This window comes from Mycobacterium sp. PTI7 (genome assembly GCF_056679845.1).
Genome location: NZ_CM155252.1, coordinates 5,960,928 through 5,980,089 on the forward strand (window position 1 = coordinate 5,960,928; position 19,162 = coordinate 5,980,089).

Genomic DNA, 19,162 nt, shown 5'->3' on the forward strand with positions numbered 1-19,162 from the left:
TCCGGCACCCGGAGCCGTCGCCGACAGGTGACGCTCGGTCGAGGGCGTCGGCAGCCCTCGGTCAGGGAAGCATAGCCGCCAGGCGGTACCAAGATCACCATATTGTGACGGAGGCTGTCAGTTTTGTCCGGAACCACTTGGAAACGCAGAAGAGCAGCCGCCCGGAGGCGACTGCTCTTCGAAGAGGTGCGGAGATCAGGACTTCTCGGCGGCCTTCTGGCGCGCTTCCTGGGTCTTGGCCTCGGCGCGAGCGGCGTCGGCTTCGGCTTCCTTCTTGGCGACGTCCTTCTCGGCCTCGGCCTTGTCCTGCTGAGCCTTGCCCTGCTCCTCGAGCTTCTCGTTGTTGAAGACCACGCCGAGGATCTGCTTGACGACACCGACCCCCAGGTCGACGACGCTCTTGACGAGATTGATGGGTCCGCTGGTGACAGACATTCGATGTCCTCTCATTGGGTGACCCGGCGGCCTGCTTGGACGCTGCCGGGTACGTGTGAAAACCAGTCTGCAAGCTGGTGCTAGCTATAGCAAGCACCTTGTTAGCATGATCACCTTTGGTTTGTGATCGGTAGAAATCGGGTTGGTCAGGCCGTCGCCGTGGAGACCCGCGCACGTCGGCCGAATCGCTGCCACGCCACTGCCGCCACCACGGCCACCACCACCGCAGCCACCGCCGCCGTCGACACCAGCACGGGACTGCCGCGCTGCGCCGCACCGACCGCGATCGCCACCAGCGCCCAGAGCACCCCCGCGACGTAGCCGATCGTGCCGCGCAGCATCAGCGTCACCCCGATGGCGGACATCGCCGCCAGCACCAGCACGACGAACTGCCACCACCAGTCCTCGGTGCGCCACCCGTCGTTGACGAAGGCCGCCGCCACGTTCGCGAACCACGCGATGCTGCTCCAGCCCAGATACAGGCCGAACGTCACCGTCGCCAGCGTCGCCGCCCACGACGGGCACGTCAGGTCGTCGCGGTGACGGATCAGCTTGCGCATCACGTGCGCCAGGGCGCCGACCATCACGCCGAACACCACGACGCTCACCCACAGCCAGTCCTGCGCGGCGATGATCAACCACAGGCTGAATCCCACGAAGACGATGCAGACGTCGATGAGAACCCCGGTCTCCCACCAGGATCCGAGGCCGTACCGCACGATCACGACCGCGGTGATGGCGCTCAGCACGGTGATGACGCCCCACAGCCCGAACGCGTAGCCGGCCGGCGTGATCAGCGCTTGATTGGTCGCCCCCGACGCGAGGAAGTCGCCCGCGATGGCACTCGTCACCGCAGGTGCCGCGAGCTGACTCAGCGCAAGGACCAGGGCCACCCACCGCCATGCGACTGCCGCACGCGTCGGATGGGACGAGGAACGAGCCGGCGAGGTCACACCGCCACCGGGACCGCAATCTCATTGCGTCGCAGCGGGGGCAGCGTCCACGGCGGATCGTAGAACCACGCCGCCGGCTCCCCGGACGGTTCGAATCCATACGCGCGGACGACGTCGAGCAGCTCGGCCGTGCGCTTCGCGACGGCGTCGGGCCCGCGGTCACCGGTGAAGCGGAGCACCGCGTACGTCTCACCGGGCACCTCGACGAGGCGCACCCGATCGTCGACGGGCTTGGGCAGCGTCTCCAGAGTCCACTTCGACGGCATGAAGAAGCGGATCACCCAGCCGGTGCCCACCTCGACGTCCTGCGCCGACTGGACGACGGGTGCCGTCATCGCGATCTTCTCGCCCTCGCGTGACTGCGCGACGGGTGCGGTCATCGCGATGTCACCACTGGTGGTGTTCTTGCCGAAGATGTAGCCGGCGAGGCGGCGGAAGCCCTCGCTGCGCGCACCCTCCTCGTCGGCCTCGCCGGCGCTGATCGTCGTCTCGGCGGCGATGCGTGTGCCGTACTCGCGCAGTTCGACGCCGTCGCCGAGGGGCTCACTGTTGTGTCGCGGCTCCTCGGTGCCGTTGCGGATGCCGACGATCGACAGCACCGATTCCCCGACCTGTCCCACTAGCTTCACCACGCGACCGAACATGATGTCCACGTTCCCACGTCCTGGGCCCCCTACACGCCAGGCAGGTGACGAATCGCTGACGGTCGGGCGGTTCAGGCCACGGGTGGCGATGTGTGGGCGGGGCGTCGCACGTGCCCGCCTCTGCGCGACAACTCGCGACAACGGGAGCGTCGTCCGGCCATTGTCGCGAGTTGTCGCTACGAGGCGGGCAGTCGGGGCACTTGTCGGCGTGGGGTCGGTCTGTCCTGCGGAACCTGCAGTAGCCGGAGCGGCATCCCCAACGTGCGCTAGGTTTCGAGGCGTCGTCGATCTCGGGAGGGTCCGTTGCGGGTACTCGTCACTGGTGGCACCGGCTTCGTCGGTGCCTGGACCGCCAAGGCCGCGCAGGACGCCGGCCATCAGGTGCGTTTCCTCGTCCGCAACGCCGACCGGCTGCGCACCAGTGCCGAGAAGATCGGCGTCGACATCGGCGACCACGTCGTCGGTGACATCGCCGATCCGGACACCACCACGACGGCCCTGGACGGCTGCGACGCCGTAATCCATTGCGCGGCAATGGTGTCGACGGACCCGGCGCGCGCCGACGAGATGCTATTCACAAACCTCGAGGGAGCGCGCAACGTGCTGGGCGGTGCGGTGAAGGCCGGCATCGACCCCGTCGTGCACGTGTCGAGCTTCTCGGCACTGTTCCGTCCCGGACTGGAGACGCTGCACGCGGACCTGCCGGTGGTGGGTGGCTCGGACGGCTACGGCAAGTCGAAGGCCGTCGTCGAGGCGTACGCCCGCGGTCTGCAGGATGCCGGTGCACCGGTGAGCATCAGCTACCCGGGCATGGTGCTCGGCCCGCCCGCCGGCGATCAGTTCGGCGAGGCCGCCGAGGGCGTCGAGGCCGCGGTCAAGATGTACGGCGTGCCCGGGCGCAGCGCCGCGTGGATCGTCATCGACGTCCGCGACCTGGCCAACCTGCACGTCGCGTTGCTCGAACCGGGTAGGGGGCCGCGCCGCTACATGGCCGGCGGACAGCGCGTGCCGGTGTCCCGTCTGGCCAAGCTGATCGGCGAGGCCGCCGACCGGCCGCTCGTCGCGGTTCCGGTGCCCGACAGCGGGTTACGGGCGCTGGGCCGGCTGTTCGACGTCATCGGCGACCGGCTGCCGTTCGACACCCCGATCGACTCCGCCGCCATGCAGTACTACACCCAGATGCCCGCGTCCGACGACGGCCCGGCCGAGCGCGAGCTGGGCATCGTCCGGCGCGACCCGGCAGAGACGCTCGCCGACACCGTCGAGGGCCTGCGCAGCGTCGGCCGCCTCTGACCGCTACATGCGATTGGCGTTGGCCGGCCCTGCAAGAGCGAACAGGCCGGCATCGGTCTGCTGGTAGACGAGTTGCCCGTCGAAGTCCGGTGCCGTCGTGGGTCGGCCCGGCACGGTGCGCACCGTCGAGGTGCCGTCCGGGTCGACGATGGTGACCGACGTCGCGGTGCCGTCGTAGGACGTGAAGTACGTCCGGCCGGCGACGTCGACGGTCGTGTCGTCGATCGGCACGCCGGTGATCGGTACGGTGACCGACGACCCGTCGTCACGCACCAGGACGACCGCGTGGGCTGCACCGTTTCGGATGCGAACGATGAACGAGTCGGGGCCGGCGAGGACTTCCGGCATCGGCGTCGAGGTGCCGAGCGGGGTCGTGACGACGGTGCCATCGATCCGCACGGTGGCGATCGAATAGGCCCCGTTGGTGCCGGGTGCTCTGACCACCGCTCGGATGGTGCTCGCCGGCCCGGAGACGAATATGCCCTCGGTCAAACGGCCCGGCAAGGCGGCAGTGACGGCTGAGCCGTCGTCGGAGACGATCGTCACGAACGATTGACCGTTCGAACTGGTCAGTTGCACCGTCCGGCCGAGTTCCGGATCGACGTCGTAGCCGTCGACGGGCATGCCGGTCAACGGTGTCGTTCGTGCCTCGCCGGTCGAGGTCACGGACACCAGCGAGTACCGACCGGAGTCGTTGGTGACGACCCGCGCGATTCCCCCGATGACCCTGAGGGCGTCGGGTTCGAACGTGCCCGCCACGGCGACGGTCGGGTTCCCTGCCCCGTTGACGACGGTGATCCACTTGGGGTCGCTGCCCTGTTCGCCGCTGGCGAAGTACGCCGTTCCGACGTCGTCGAACACCGGGGCTCCGGTGGGACGCCCGGGTAACAGAACCTGCTGCGACGTGAGTCGAGTCGTGTCGACCACCGTGACGTGATAGGCCGCGGGCACGACACCACTGGGCAGCACGACCGTCACCTGATAGACCTTGCCCGCCGCGGCGAACGCGGCCGCGGTGATGGGCTCCTGATCGAGCAGTCGACCAGGCAGTGCGACCGACTTGTACATGGGACCCACGCCGACGGTCAGCTGGTACTGATCGGGCGTCGATCCGGCCCGGGGCAGCTTGACGGTGAAGTAGCGCGACGTTTCGATGCCCCGGTCGTCGACGACGTACTGGACGGGCCCCACGATCGTCCCGGTGACCAGCTTGACGGCCCCCTTGGTGACGGCGACGTCACCCGTGATGCCGATGGCCGTCCGGTAGTCGACCAGCGAGTTCGCCTCCTGTCGAACGGAAGCCACCGACACCACACCCCCGCCGTCGAACCTGATGGTGCCGACGATGTCGCCGGGCGGGGCCGCGACGATCGTCGAGCCGTCTAGACGCAGCACCGTCAATGTCGATGACCCGTCCGTGGCGCGGGTGGTGAAGATCAGTGAGCCGTCGACGCCATTCTGCGCCTTGCCCACCGCAGTGCCTGAAAATGCCAACGTCGTCGAGGTGGCGTCGCGGCGGATGATCGTGATGGCCGAGCCGCCAGACGGGGTGGTCGCGACGACGTAGTAGCTGCCGTCGGTTCGCCTGATCAGACCGCCGGGTGTGCCGGGGAGGCTGACCGTGGACGATGCACCGGAGACCGGCAGCAGCGTCACCGCGTGCGCGCCGGTACTCGACTCGCTGACGACGTATACGGTGCCGGTCGCCGCGTCGACGACTCGATCGGTGGGGGATCCGGGCAGCGCCGTCGTGGTAGCTCCGCCCGCGCGGATCACCGTGGCGGAGACGGTGCCGTCGGTCGAACGGCTGTACTGCAGGGCGATTCGCCCGTCGTCGTAGACGCCGTCGATCGGGGTGCCCGCCAGCGCGACGATGCGCGGAGCGGCGCCACCGGGGGAGGTCACCACGATCGCGTAGTTGCCATCGGCGGTGCGCACCGTCAGGTATCCGACGCCGCTCCCGGTCAACACCGTCGGGCCGGCAGTGGCACCCGTCGGCAACTGGTAGACCGCAGCGACATTCGTGGGGGACAGCGACGGGGTGATCGTGACCGTCTGGCTCGTCGCGCCGTCGCTGATGCGAATGACGATCGCGTCCACGTCGTCGGCGGTGCTCAGCGTCGTGGCGGCGGCGACGCGACGCACCGGATCGGGTGTGTAGGTGAACGTCCCGTCGGCGGCGATGGCGAAGGTGCCGAATCTGGGCTGACCGGTCACCGTGTAGGTCACGTCCTGCTTGATGGCGTTGACGGTGCCTTGGGCTGCGCCGGTGACGGGGTCGGGCTGCAGCCCCAGCGACACCGGCGTCTCGGGGTCCACGAGCACCGCAGCCGCAGCCGGTGCGACGAGGACGTCGACACCGACGGTGGAGGTCAGCGTTCCGTCGGAGACGGTGAACGACAGGGTCTGCACGTCGTCACCGGGTGTCGCCGCCGCGGCCGCTCGCGCTGCGTCGGTCGGACGGAAGGCGTACTCGGACACGGTGACGCCGTTGGACGGTGCGCGGGAGACGAAGACGAGGTCGTAGCGGGCGGGATCGCTGGGTGGGGTGATCGTGACGGCGCCGCCTTCGGGATCGGTTGCAGTGACGGTGATTCGGAGTTCCCCGGTGTCCGGGTCGACGACCCGCACCGCGACGGAACCGGTCGGCGCCTGGTTCACCGGTTCGATGGATACGGCGGCCGTCCCGACAGCGGTGAGTGCGCCGTCGGAGACGGTGAAGCTGAACGCGTCCGAGCCCGAGACGTTCTGATCGGGGGTGTAGCGGAAGGTCCCGTCACCATTGATGACCACCGTGCCCTTGGCGGTCTTGCCGCCGCCCGAGAAGGTCAGGTCGTTGCTGTCGACGTCGCTGGCGGTGAGCGTACCGGTGACCGAGGCGTTGGTCGGCGTGGTGAGGACCACCGTCCCCGCCACCGGGGCGTCGTTGCGAGGACTCACCCCGAAGGTGACGAATCCTTGCTCGCTTCTGAGGACGCCGTCGTAGGCCGTGAACGAGAACACGTCGATGCCATACAAGTCGCGAAGGGGTGTGTAGGTGTAGGTGCCGTCCGGCGCCAGCACCAGCGTTCCGCGAGTGGGCGTTCTTTCGACTTGGAAGGTGAGCGGGTCACCGTTCGCGTCGTTGGCGAGTCCCACGAGGGTGCCGGTGAACACCGTGTCCTCGATGACATCGAACTCGAACCCCACCAACGCGACGGGCGCGACGGGTTGAGGCCTGATGGACACGGTGATGCCGGCCGTTGAGACGCCGCCGTAGCCGTCGGTCGCGCTGACGGTGTAGGTGGCTTCCCGCTCGGCGGCGGTGGCAGCCAAGGCGCCCGCGGCCAGCATGGCCGCCGACGTGGCGGTGAAGGTGTAGCTGCCGTCCGGGGCGATCGCGAGCTGGCCCTTCGGGGTGGTCGTGACGGTGTAGGACAGCGGGTCACCGTCGGGATCGGTGAACGTGACCCGGCCGGTGACGGTTCCGTCTGTGCCGGGTGCGGAGGGCGGCGGGTTGGACACGAGGACAGGGGCGGCGTTCTTCGGGCTGACCGCCACCGACACGGCGACTGCGACGCTTCCGCCCTGGCCGTCGGTGACGATGAACGTGGCGGTGTCGGTCGTGACGCCGAGTCCTGCGCCGGGCTTGGCCGCAGCATGCCGCGCATCGTCGGTGGGCCGATACGAGAACGCTCCCGCGGCATCGACGGTGAACGTGCCCTTGGACGTGGTGACGGTCGTCGGCGTGAAGGTCAGGGTGTCGCGGTCGCCGTCGGTGACGTTGAGCGAGCCGGTCACCACACCCGTGGTCGCGTTCGGCGTGCCGATCACCGGGGGACGGACGTTGATGGGTGCGACGTTGACGCTCGTCGAGACGACGGCCAGTACCGACACGTTTCCGAGGCTGAAGTTCGAGGTGTAGGCGGTGCCGTCGGACGTGAACGCGGTGTACTGAGCGCCGGGTCCGACCTCGATCGTTGAGCCGATGGTGGTGTTGGTGGACGTGTCGATGACGGCTACCCGTCCATTGTTGAGCGTCACGTAGGCAGTGGACCCGTCGGGACTGACGCGGACTCCGCGTGCCGCGTTGCCCACCGCGATCTGTGAGAGTTCGCCGGTGGTCGTGTCGAGGACCGTCACGTTGGTGCTGCCACCGTTGGCGACGTAGACGTTACGGCCGTCGGCGCTGACGTCGAGTCCCTGCGGGTTGTTTCCCAGCGCCGTGGTGGAGACGACCGTGTTGGTCGACGTGTCGATGACGCTGAGCGAGTTGCCACCCTCGTTGCGCGTCACGTAGACGAACCGGCCGTCACGGCTGGCGGCGATGTTGTTCGGGCCGGCGCCGGCGGGCAGGTCGACGTACCGCACGGAGGCAGGGGAGGCGGGGTCGACGATCGCTACCCGGTTGCCGGCCGCGGAGCGGGTGGTGACGTAGACCAGTCGCTGGCCGTCGGGCAGCGTGACCTCGAGCAGGTCGCGCGCCAGTCGTCCGACGGCGACGGGGGTCTGGGCGCCGGTGGCGGTGTCGACGATGACGACGACGCCGTTGCCGCCATTGCCCGCTGAGACGTAGACGTACTTGCCGTCGTTGCTCGCGTCCAGGTACTCGGTGCCGGACACGCCGTTGATCTTCACCGTCCCGATCACCGCGTTCGTCCGGGTGTCGATCGTCTTGAGTACTCCGTCGGAGCCGATCACGTAGGCGCGCGTGCCCACGACGTCGACGTCGACGATGCTGGATCCGGTGGGAATCGTGCCCACGACCACGACTCGCGCGGGATCTACGACGGCGGTGATGGTGACGGCAGCGGCGGCCGTCCCGTCGGACGCGGTGATCGTGAACGTCCGCTGATCCGTACCGGTCGTGAGGTTGGCCTGCAGGCGATCCGCGACGGTCGGCGTGAATGTGTATCGGCCCGTGGCGGCGTCGTAGGTGACCCGTCCGCTGGCGGGTTGGGTGACGGTGAAGGTGAGGTCGTCGCCGTCGACGTCGGTGAAGCCAATGGTTCCCGAGACCGCACCGGTGGCGTGGTCGACAGTCTGCGGCCCGGGGGAACCGGCGACCGGTGCGTCGTTCACGGGGGCGACGGTGATGGTGACGGTGGCCGTGGACCGGGCGCCCTCGGCGTCGGCGACCGAATAGGTGAAGCCGTCCGTGCCCGAGTAATTGGACGCCGGCGTGTATTCGAAGGTGCCGTCCGCGCGCAGGGTGAGTGCGCCGTTCACGGTCGTGGTCACCACCGCGTAGGACTTCGTGTCGGGAACGTTGACGTCCGTGTCGTTGGTCGATACGTCGCCCGTGAGCGTGGTGTCCTCGTCGACCGTGAACGCGTCGTCGCGAGCGACGGGTGCCTGGTTGATCGGGCGCACGGCGACGGTGATCACGCGGGTGGTGGTCGGCGGCGACGTCAGTGCGACGAGTGCCCCCACCAGATCTAGGCGTGCGAGGGCTGCGCCGACGTCCTGAAGGTGCAGGCCGCCGCCGGTGCTGACCGCGGTCACCGTGAACGAGTCGACGCCACCGGTGCGCGCCAGTTCGGCGGTCGGCGTGTAGGTGAAGGTGCCGTCGGGTCGCAGTGTGACCGCGCCGCCGTTGACCGGGGTCGACGCCGAGAGCGACACGGGGTCGCCGTCGCGATCGGTCACGACGACACTGCCCGTGACCCGACCGTTGACGTCCTGGCTGTTGCCGGAGGCCGGATAGGCGATGGTGGGAGCACTGTTGAAGAAGGTCCGCTCGACCTCGCGGCGCACCCACGCCAGCACGGCGAACAGGGTGGGCGATGGTGCGGGGGTGGCGGGACCGGGCGCCAGCAGCGGCGACAGGACGACCGCAACCATTCCGGCCGCGGCGTCGAGGAAGGCCCCCGGCAGTCTGAGCAACGCGGCGACGGGCCCGGCATCGGCGGGTGCGGCCTGGGCGGTGTTCGCGGCCGGCACCGCAAGCTGCTCGGCGGACGCCGTTCGAGCGGTGGCGGCCCGGGTGGCGTCGGGCGGAGTGGCACCGGCGACGAGTGTCTGCCGGACGCCGCCGACGGTGGTGCCGGTCGCCGCGGTCGTCGGGGTCGACGGGCCGTCGGGACGCGTGCTCGGCGAGGGGCGATCCGCGACCGGTTCGGGTCTCGCACTGGTCGAAGACGCGGGGGCATGAGTGGGACCGGTGGGTTCGGCATCGGCGCTGGGGGTCGGAGGGGGGACGGACGGGGTGGGCGTGGACGGCGTGCCCGGGTCACTCGTCGGCGACTCGGCCTCGACCTCGACGTCGGGCTCGCCCGGAACGCTTGTGCCAGTCGCCCGTTCGGAGGTCAGCGCTCCGCCGGAGCTGCTCACCGACGACGACGGCCCGTCACCCGAGGTGGTCGTCGAGGTGTAGCCGGACGCGGATGTCGACGTCGACGTGGTGGTCGGGGCGCCGCTGGTCGCCGACGGCGACTCGGCGCCTGCAGACGATGAGGGGGTCGAGGCCCCCGTGTCCGCGGCCGGCGAGGAGTCCGATGGTCCGGCCGACGTGTCGGCAGAGGGTTCGGCGGTGGCGACGCCCGCCCCGTGAGTGGTGGCCCACCCGACTCCCAATGCGACGGCAAGTGCCCCGACTCGACCCACGTAGGTGCTGCAACCCATGACTCCCCCAAATACGGCCGGTCCGCGCACGGCGGCCACGACTCGTGGAGGAGTGGGTCGGATGCACTTCGATCAATACGCTCGCGGCAATGCAAACACGAACGTTTATGAACGTCAATGGCAAACTTGCAGATGGGTAAATCCGGGTGCGTCAGACCCAGCTAGCTACTCGGCCGGCGGCACCGGCTCCGGGCCGACGCCGACCGTGATCCGCGGGTTGGCCGACGGCGTCAACCACTGCAGCAGCGACCGCATCTCGTCGCGCTCGACGGCGATGCACCCCCACGTCGGCTCGCCGTCGGTGACGTGCAAGAAGATCCCCGCCGACCGGCCGGGGATGCGCTGCGGGTTGTGCTCGACGAGCACGGCGTAGTCGTACATCTCGCCCGACGTGTAGAGGTTCTCCGCGTCCTCGGACGGCTTCGTGCGCGAATTCACCAGCGTGTTGTAGGTGGGGGAGTCGACGTCCTCGTCCCACCAGTCGCTGCGCGTCACCTGCGTGTAGGGCAGCGACGTCCCGGGATTCGGCTCGCGACCGAAGGCCATGCCCAGCGGATACGTGCCCGTCGGGGTGCGGAAGACGTCGTCGGCGGGAGCGCCCACCCCGAGTTCGCCGAGGTCGGCGTCCATGGGTCCGCGCACCAGCGTCCACTCCCGCCCGGTGCGCTCGTAGGCGGCGAGGCGGCCGACGTCGGAGTCCGCGGTGGGCGCGGTGACGACGATCAGCTGCTCGGCAGGGGAGGCCATCGGCTCACCGTGCGCCGACGGCGCCTCGGCCGCGGTCAGCGCGACGGCGATCAGAAGCGCGACGACCCTCATCGCAGCCTCGACGCCAGCCCGGTCGCGCGGACCGCCCGCCGCGAGATCGCCTCGCGCACTTCATCGGCCGATCCGACCACCCGCACCTTCTCCTTCGCTCGCGTCACCGCGGTGTAGAACAGCTCACGGGTGAGCAGCCGAGAGTCGACCGGCGGCATCAGCACCGTCACCTCCCGCGCCTGCGAGCCCTGGCTCTTGTGGATCGTCATCGCGTGCATCGTCTCGACGTCGGCCAGCCGGCTCGTCGCCAGCGAGACTGTCGCGCCGCTGCCCGCGACGACGGCGCGCAGTCCGGCGTCGTCCACCAGTGTCACCCCGACGTCGCCGTTGTACAGCTGCAGGCCGTAGTCGTTGGCCGTGACCAGGATCGGCCGGCCCGCGTACCAGGCCGTCCAGATCGGCTCACCCGTCGCGTCGGTCAGCCAGCGCTCGACCTGACGGTTCCAGTGCGCCACCCCGTGCGGGCCGCGCCGGTGTGCGCACAGCAGGCGGTGCGCGTCGAGCGTGGCGAGCGCGGTCTTCCCGTCGCGCAGGATCGCCGCCCGCCGCAGGTCCATCGCGGGCGGCAGCAGCACCGCGCGCAGAGCGGGTGTCGGATCCTCGGCGTCGATCCACTCGACGTGGTCACCACCCGCGTGCAGCACCTCGATCGCGGCGTCGGCGTCGCCGTCGCGGATCGCGGCGGCCAGCGCACCGATCGCCTCGCCGAACCGGTGCGGGGTCTTCAGTTCCGCGATGCGGACGTCGCCGCGTTCACCCAGCCCGTCGACGAGGTCGGCCAGCACGGCACCCGCGTCCACCGACGCCAGCTGATCGGGATCGCCCACCAGCAGCAGCCGCGCCTCCGGCCGCACCGCCTCGAGCAGCCGCGCCATCATCGTCAGCGACACCATCGAGGTCTCGTCGACCACCACCACGTCGTGCGGCAGCCGGTTGCCGCGGTGGTGGCGGAACCGCGACGAGTTGTCCGGCCTGCTACCGAGCAGCCGGTGCATCGTCGTGGCCTGCAGCCCGGCGATGCGGCGCTGATCCACCAGGTCCAGCTGGTCGATCTCGGCCTGGACGGCCTCCTGCAGGCGGGCGGCGGCCTTGCCGGTCGGTGCCGCCAGCGCGATCCGCAGCGGCGGCGCTCCGGAGGCGTGCGCGTCGCCGGCCAGCAGGGCCAGCAGCCGCGCGACCGTCGTGGTCTTGCCGGTGCCCGGGCCGCCGGTGATGACCGTGAGGCGTTGCCGCAGCGCCAGTTCCGCGGCGGCGCGCTGCTCGGCGTAGTCCGGCGGGAACAGCCGGTCGACGTCGGTCGCGCGGGTGGTCGTCGGGTCGGCGGACACCATCGCGAGGAGGTCGTCGGCGACCTGCTGCTCCTCGCGCCAGTACCGGTCGAGGTAGATGGCGTCGCCGCGCATCCGCAGCACGTGCGGCGTGGTGTCGACCAGCGGGCTCGCGCGGACGGCGGCCACCCACCCGTCTGTCTCGGGCCACGGCAGGTCGGGCACGTCGACCTGCTCGGCGACGCCCGCCAGTTCGAGGCACACGGATCCGCCGCGCAGTGCCCGCACCGTCAGCGCGACCGCCAGTGCCACCCGCTCGTCGACGTCGCCGCCGAGTGCGGTCACGCGTTGGGCCACCAGGACGTCGGACGCATCGAGCACGCCCGCGTCGTTGAACTCGCGCAGCAGCCCGGTGGCCCCGGCCGCGCGCCGCCAGTGCGCCTCGTCGACGACCGTCATGCCACCGCCCTCCCCGCGTCGAGCAGATCCGACATCGCCACGATCAGCGCGGCGGGCGGCTGCCAGTCGAACACCCCGGCCCGGTGACCGTCGACCACCGGCGTCTCCGGTCCGCACATGCCGCGCACGTACAGGTAGAGGATGCCGCCGAGGTGCCGGTCCGGGTCGTACCCGCGCTGCCGCCACCGCAGGAACCGGTGCAGCACAACGCTGTACAGCAGCGCCTGCAGCGGGTAGTCGGAGTGCAGCATCGCCTCGATCAGGCGCGGCCGGTCGTAGTCGGCGGCGGTCAGCGGATCGTCGCCGTCACCGAGCCAGTTGGTCTTGTAGTCGACGACGACGTACCGGTACCCGCCGCTCGCATCAGGCACGCGCAGCACCGCGTCGATCTGACCGCTCAGGTACCCGCGCAGGGTCTGACTGGCGAGCGGCTCGCTGGTCAGCCGCCCCGCGTAGGACGCCATCGGGTCGTCGGCGGGCAGGTGCTCGGTGAGCAGCCGCCCGACGTCGCGCAACCGGACGTCCGGCGCGTCGGCGCGCAGGTCGCCCCCGGCCAGCGGGAACTCGAAGTCCAACTCGCGCAGGCGGTCCTGCAGGCCGATCTGACGCAGCGTCAGATCGTTGGCCAGCGGGCCGAGCGGCGTGTCGTGCATCGGCACCAGCGCGGCGGCCAGATCTTCGGGCGGCACGTCGATCGGCCACCACACCAGGTGCACGCGGATCTGCTCCGTCAGTTCGGCGCCGAGATCCGCCGCGGTCGGGTCGGCGGTCTCGAGCACCGAGTGCACCAGCGTGCCGAACCTCGCGCCCGTCGGGAGGTCGGCCATCGGCGACGGCACCGACGGCCCGGCGGCCGGCAGGGCCAGCGGGATCTCGGCGGATGCCTCGTCGTCGAGTTCGGCGACCTCGGGTTCACTGCTGACGTTCGTGGTCTCGGTGACGCGGATGAGCCCCGAGTACGACGTGCGGCGCCACGACGTGTCGATGCCGCGGTGGAAGTGCCGCGCGCCGAGATCGGTGGGCCGGTCCGGAACCGGCGGCTTCGGGGCGGGGGTGAGCACCGACGGCTCGAGCACCGGCCCGCCCGCATCGGCCCACGCCTGCAGGCGCGCCCAGGCGTCGTCGTCGTTGGTCTTGCTAGGGACGCAGACGTCGGGCACCGTCGCCTCGCCGGGGGAGCGGCCGCGCAGGATGCGCGACAGCCCGCCGGTGGACTCGTTCGCCGACGGCGCCCACCACGCCACCACCTGCGCCTGCGCGCGGGTCAGCGCGACGTACGTCAAACGGCTGTCGTCGCCGGCGTTCTCGGCCCGGCCCTGCTTGGCGACGGCGTGATAGTCGGGGCCGTCCTTGCCGCCGACGTACAGGCACCGCACGTCACCCTCGTGGAACAGGACGTTCTCGTCCTCGGGCACCCACCGGTTGAACGCGAACGGCAGGTACACGATCGGGTACTGCAGGCCCTTGCTCACCCAGACGGTCATGATCTGCACCGCGGCGACGTCGCTGTCGAGTCGGCGGTTGCGCTCGGTGCGGCCGTCGCCGCGATCATCGCGCTCGGCCCGCAGCCAGTCGCGCAGGGCCGGCAGCGTGTAGCGCTCACAGTGGGCGACGTCCTGCAGGATCTCCGTGACGTGGGCGAGGTCGGTCATGTGCCGCTCGCCGTCGGGCCAGGACAGCACGCGGTCGGCCATGCCCCGCAGCTGCGCGGCCTCGTAGATCGCCGCGACGCCACGCTCCCGGGCGTGACCGGCCCACTCGCGCAACGTCTCCGACAGGTCATCGGTGAGCTTCTCGCCCCCGGCGACCAGTGACTCGGCGGTGTGGCCGAAGAACACGGTCGCGGCGGCGGCGCGCACGACGCCGGGCCGGTGCGGCTGGTCGAACGCCTCGAGCAGGGCGAGCCAGTCCTCGGCGGCGGCGGACTCGAAGATGTCGGAGTCGCCGGTGTAGACGCACGGGATGCCTGCGGCCGCGAGCGCGTCCTGGCAGATCCGCGCGTCCTTGTGCTTCTCGACGATCACCGCGACGTCCCGCGCCTCGATCGTGTGGCCGTCGAACGTTGCCCCGCTCGCGAGGAGGGTGGCGACGTCTGCGGCCAGGTCGCGGCCGACGTGCCTGCGGATGTCGTCGATGGGGACGTTCTGAATCCCCCTCTTGCCGAACGTCGGTCGCTGCACGACGCGTATCCGGAACGGATCGGGATGCGGCGCACCGGCAAGGCGGGTGCCCTGATGCGCCGCCTCGATCCGGTGCACGACGATCCGCTCGTCGCCGAGGTGGGCGCCCTCCAGGACGGCCTGCAACCGGTTGACGAGTGCGGCGTCGCTGCGCCAGTTGGTCGCCAGCGTCATCTGCTCGCCCGCGCTCTGCGCCGCGCTGAGGTAAGTGATGATGTCGCCGCCGCGGAACGCGTAGATGGCCTGCTTTGGGTCGCCGATCAGGATCAGGGTCGACCGCCCGCTGAACGCCCGGTCGATCACCTGCCACTGCACCAGGTCGGTGTCCTGGAACTCGTCGACCATGACGATCGGCCAGCGCTGGTGCATCCGCGTCCGGGCGGGGGAGTCGGGGGCATCGAGCGCATTCGCCAGCCGCGTCAGCAGGTCGTCGTAGCCGAGGATGCCCATGCGGCGCTTGCGGATCTCCATCTCCGCCAGCACGTCGGTGGCGAAGCGGATGCACGTCTCGGCGCGCGATCCCGGCTCGGGGTGCAGCGGCCGAAGCTCCGTCGCCGGGTTGTTGACGACCTCGCGGGCCAGGCTCAGCGCGTCGCGGTAGGTGAGCGCCGGGTCCTCGCGCTCCTGCCCGAAGTGCGCCAGATAGAGGTCGTCGACGACCTCGGTGACCAGATCGGTGAGGCTCTCCACCAGGGTCACCGCAGTGTCGGAGTCGCCGGCCACGCCGAGCGAGCGCAGCACCAGCTGGCAGAACTGGTGGGTGGTGGCGATCGTCGCGGAGTCGAAGGACGCGAGCCCGTCCCGCAGTCGCTGCCGACGCGCGGTGCGCTCCTCGGCGGTGCCGTTCACCAGGTGGGCCACCAGGAGGTTGTCGCCGATCAGCGACGGGTCGTCGAAAGCCGCTGCCGCGTCGGCCATCTGGCGGCGCACGCGGTCGCGCAGTTCCTGGGTGGCGGCCCGGCCGAACGTGATGAGCAGCATCTGGTCGAGCGTCGCGACGCCCTCGGCGACGTAGCGGGTGACCAGACCGGCCAGCGCGAACGTCTTGCCGGTGCCCGCGCTCGCCTCCAGCACGGTGGTCGCGTTCTCGGCGGGCAACGCCCCGCACAGGTCGAACGGCGTCATCGGCGTCATCGGGTGGGGTCCTGACCGGCGCGCAGCATCGGCAACCAGAGGCGGCTGGAGTAGGCACCGAGGCGGTTCGTCTCGCCCTCGTACTCCTCACCCGGACGCAGCGGCTGCATCAGGTGCCTGAGCCAGGTGCCCTTCCCCCAGGCGCGGACCTGAGCCGGGTCCTCCTCCTCGCCGGGGAACTTGTTCGACCGCCAGCGGTATCCCGCTGCGCCTTCCGGGTCGTCGCCGGTGTGCCGGGCGCTGGCCCACGCGTGCGAGGTCTTGATGGGCAGTGGCAGCGGCTCGCGCCTGCCCGCGTCGTACATCTTCACCAGATCCCTCAGCAGGTCCACGGGGGAGTCGTCCGGACGGCCGAGGCCCTCCTCGACGGGGGTGCTGCGCCGCTTCGGCCTGCCGATGCACACCGACGACCACTCGGTCGACGGCTCGCGAGCGTACGACGCCAGCAACGGGATCCACGTGCCCAGCAGGTGCTTACCCGCGAGCTTCGAGTACGTCACCGAGACGATCCGCTCGCCGAACACCGGCGACACCGTCCCCGTCAGCCGTCGTCCGCCACCCAGGTCGACGTCGACGTCGAAGGCCCGCACCGCCGCGTTGCGGTACCGCATGGCCGCCGCGGCCAGCAGGTGCGCCTGGTCGCGCAGCTCGGTGGCCTTGCGCCAGCCGAGCCGACCGGGCGGCAGGGTGCCCCGCCGCCATTCGGCATCGCGAGCGTCGTCCGGCGTCATCCCGCCCAGCATGTCGGCGAGCATCCGGTCGCCGACGCTCCACTCCTCGAGCGCGTCGATGTCGACGGGCATCTCGTCGTCCACGCCGTCGACGTCCCACGGCAGCGTGTACTGCAGCTCGCGGAAGAAGCCCTTGACCGGGTCGCGGAAGAACGCGATCAGCTCGGCGAGTTCCACGTCCGACGGCGGGGGCGCAGGCAGCGGTCCGCTGATGAACGGCTGCGGCGGCGTGCGATCGGCGGCGCCGGCGCGGGCCGCGCGCAGCACGGTCGGATCGAACGTGAACGGCACGTCGGGCACCAGCCGCCCGGGCTCGACGTTGCGAACGTCGAACGGCTGCAGCGGATGCCGGACCAGGATGCGGTCGCGGACCGGCTCGGGCGTGGTGCGGTCCAGCGCGTCGAGCAGCTCGGCGAGCGGGACGGCGGGCGGCCGCTGCTGACCCGACTTCGCGTCGGCGCCGGTGTAGGTGATCACCAGCTTCTCGGTGGCCGCGCCGATGGCGTCGAGCAGCAGCTGCCTGTCCTCCGACCGCGAGTCGCGCTCACCGGTCATCGGGTCGCGGCCGAGAACGTCGTCGCCGTCGACGATGCCGCGGCGCGGGAACACGCCGTCGTCGAGGCCGACCAGGCACACCACGCGGTGCGGCACCGACCGCATCGGGACCATCGTGCAGACGGTCAGCGTGCCGGTGCGGAAGTTGGCGCGGGTTGGCCGTCCGGCCAGGCGGCGCTCGAGCAGCGCCTTGACGTCGGGCAGTCGCAGCACGGTGTCCGCGCGCGCCCCGGCCGCGGCCAGCACGTCGGCGAACTCGCGGTCCATCTGCCCCACCTGCCACGCGTCGGCATCGGTGGTGCGGGTGAGCAGGCCGATGCTCTCCGACATCGAGGTGAGCCAGTCGCGCAGCGGCTGCGCGGTGTCGAGCGCGTCGACGGTGCGCTGGAGTCGGTCGACGAACTCGGCGAACCGGCCGGCGAGTTCGACGCGGTTGCTGCTGACGTCGTCGAGGGGGAGCGTCGATTCGATCCAGGCGTGCGCATCGTCGGACATCGTCACGCCCGTGAGGACGCGGTCGATGCCGAAACGCCATGTGTTGTGCACGAAGTCGACGCCGTAGGGCTTGCGATGCTCCTGGTCGAAACCCCACCGGATGTTGGCCTGGCGGACCCAGCGGGTGACGTCCTCGAGATCGTCATCGGTGAAGTCGAAGCGCGCCCGCACCGGCGCGGACTGCGCGAAGTTGAGCACCTCGCTGGCCGTCACCCGGCTGCCCGCCAGGCCGAGCAGCTGCGTCGCGACGCCGAGCAGCGGGTTGGTCTGCACCAGCGCACGGTCGGCCAGCCGCATCCGCAGCTTGTGCGCCGGGTGCACGCCAGGTAACACGTCGCCGAGACCGAAGTCCGCGTTGATGAGTGGGGCGTAGGTGTCGATGTCCGGACACATCACCAGGATGTCGCGCGGCTCGAGGGTGGGGTCGTCGGCGAGCAGGCCGAGCAGCACCTCGCGCAGGACGTCCACCTGACGTGCCGGGCCGTGGCACGCGTGCACCTGGACCGACCGGTCGGCCTTGGTGTGCGTACGGCCTTGTTGCGCAACGCTATTGGCGGCGATGTCGGCCTGCAGCCACCCGAGCAGGTGATCGCCGTGGGCGGTGCCGGGCAGGTGCTCGTCGGTGGCGACGTCGACGGGCAGGCTCCGCTGCAGCTCTCGCAGATCACGGCCGAGCGTGGCGAGCAGCGGGTGGCCGACGGCGCGGTGACTCTCGTCGGTGAGACGCGGCACGGCGCCGTGGACGCCGCTCAGCGCCTGCCACAGCTCGTCGCTCGGGTGCGGCAGCCACAGGTGCAGGTCGTGATGGGTGGCGAGCGCGGTGATCAGCTCGATCTCGGTGGCGGGCAGCCGCGTGTGGCCGAACATCGAGAGACGCTGCGGCAGATCCAGATTCGACGCCGCCTGCAGGCCGTCGACGGTGGCCCGGTGCCGGACGTGCGGAGGATTGGCCGGGATGCGGGCCACCAGTTCGCGCCACAGCGGCGGCTGCCAGTCGAGGTCGACGGGCAGGGCGCCGGGATCGCCGTCGAGCCAGTCGACGAGCAGCCGCGGGCGCTGGCGGGCGTAGGACGCGAACAGTCCGGCGATGCGCCGCGCCACCGCGTACCGCCGGCCCAGGCGCAGCTCCTTCTCGGCCTCGCCATCCTCGAAGTGGCCGAGGTGCAGTGCCAGCGCGCGGCACCACGGCTTGTCGAGGTTGGCGTCGACCACCTCGAGAAGCGGCCACACCATCGCGTCGGGCGACCAGGGGTCGTCGTCGGCGGTGCCGGTGAGTTCGGCGATCAGCGAGCGTGGATTGCGGAACTCGACGCCGGCGCACACGCCGTCGCTTCCGTCGCCCCGGCCGAGGACGTGGGACAGCCGCTGCGACAGCCACCGCTCGACACCGCGCGCGGGGACCAGCACCAGCTCCATCGCGAACGGATCGTCCAGCGGTCGTGCCAGGAGATCGCCGAGACCCGCGGCGAGCGCGTCGGTGCGCTCGGCACGGTGGAGGTGGAGGCCCATCGACTCCACCCTAGGACGTCGCTGCGACAGGGGTCCCGGGTTCGTTCACACGGGGTGCCGCGTCGTACCCCTGTGCCACAGTGA

Annotated in this window: 9 protein-coding genes; 1 reads left to right on the top strand and 8 read right to left on the bottom strand. The window is 70.7% G+C overall.

Features of this window, described 5'->3' with window-relative positions:
• Positions 1 to 195: 195 nt before the first annotated feature.
• The 3 genes from mbp1 to AC1MEY_RS28660 all read right to left on the bottom strand — a co-directional run bounded on the left by mbp1 (position 196) and on the right by AC1MEY_RS28660 (position 2,032).
• Positions 196 to 435, bottom strand: a complete 240-nt coding sequence (gene mbp1, locus AC1MEY_RS28650) for a microaggregate-binding protein 1 (protein WP_480228700.1) — start codon at positions 433 to 435, stop codon at positions 196 to 198.
• 146 nt (positions 436 to 581) lie between these two features.
• On the bottom strand, positions 582 to 1,328 hold the full coding sequence (locus AC1MEY_RS28655) for a hypothetical protein (protein WP_480228701.1): 747 nt from the start codon (positions 1,326 to 1,328) through the stop codon (positions 582 to 584).
• A gap of 56 nt (positions 1,329 to 1,384) precedes the next feature.
• Positions 1,385 to 2,032, bottom strand: a complete 648-nt coding sequence (locus AC1MEY_RS28660) for an SOUL family heme-binding protein (protein ID WP_480231715.1) — start codon at positions 2,030 to 2,032, stop codon at positions 1,385 to 1,387.
• Positions 2,033 to 2,335: 303 nt separating this feature from the next.
• On the opposite strand from AC1MEY_RS28660, the gene AC1MEY_RS28665 reads away from it, so the two are divergent.
• Positions 2,336 to 3,325: an NAD-dependent epimerase/dehydratase family protein gene (locus AC1MEY_RS28665; RefSeq protein WP_480228702.1), complete on the top strand. Its 990-nt coding sequence runs from the start codon at positions 2,336 to 2,338 to the stop codon at positions 3,323 to 3,325.
• Positions 3,326 to 3,328: 3 nt separating this feature from the next.
• Here AC1MEY_RS28665 and AC1MEY_RS28670 read toward each other — a convergent pair whose 3' ends face one another.
• From AC1MEY_RS28670 to recC, 5 genes are all read right to left on the bottom strand, one after another.
• Entirely contained in the window at positions 3,329 to 9,967 is a 6,639-nt protein-coding gene (locus AC1MEY_RS28670; RefSeq protein ID WP_480228703.1) for a tandem-95 repeat protein, read from the bottom strand.
• 126 nt (positions 9,968 to 10,093) lie between these two features.
• Entirely contained in the window at positions 10,094 to 10,747 is a 654-nt protein-coding gene (locus AC1MEY_RS28675) for a L,D-transpeptidase family protein (protein WP_480228704.1), read from the bottom strand.
• Positions 10,744 to 12,474 (bottom strand): exodeoxyribonuclease V subunit alpha, encoded by a 1,731-nt coding sequence (gene recD / locus AC1MEY_RS28680; RefSeq protein ID WP_480228705.1) that lies wholly within the window; start codon positions 12,472 to 12,474, stop codon positions 10,744 to 10,746. The genes AC1MEY_RS28675 and recD overlap by 4 nt, the downstream gene beginning before the upstream one ends.
• Positions 12,471 to 15,779 (bottom strand): UvrD-helicase domain-containing protein, encoded by a 3,309-nt coding sequence (locus AC1MEY_RS28685; protein ID WP_480231716.1) that lies wholly within the window; start codon positions 15,777 to 15,779, stop codon positions 12,471 to 12,473. The genes recD and AC1MEY_RS28685 overlap by 4 nt, the downstream gene beginning before the upstream one ends.
• A 5-nt stretch (positions 15,780 to 15,784) precedes the next feature.
• On the bottom strand, positions 15,785 to 19,078 hold the full coding sequence (gene recC, locus AC1MEY_RS28690) for an exodeoxyribonuclease V subunit gamma (protein ID WP_480228706.1): 3,294 nt from the start codon (positions 19,076 to 19,078) through the stop codon (positions 15,785 to 15,787).
• Positions 19,079 to 19,162: the final 84 nt, after the last annotated feature.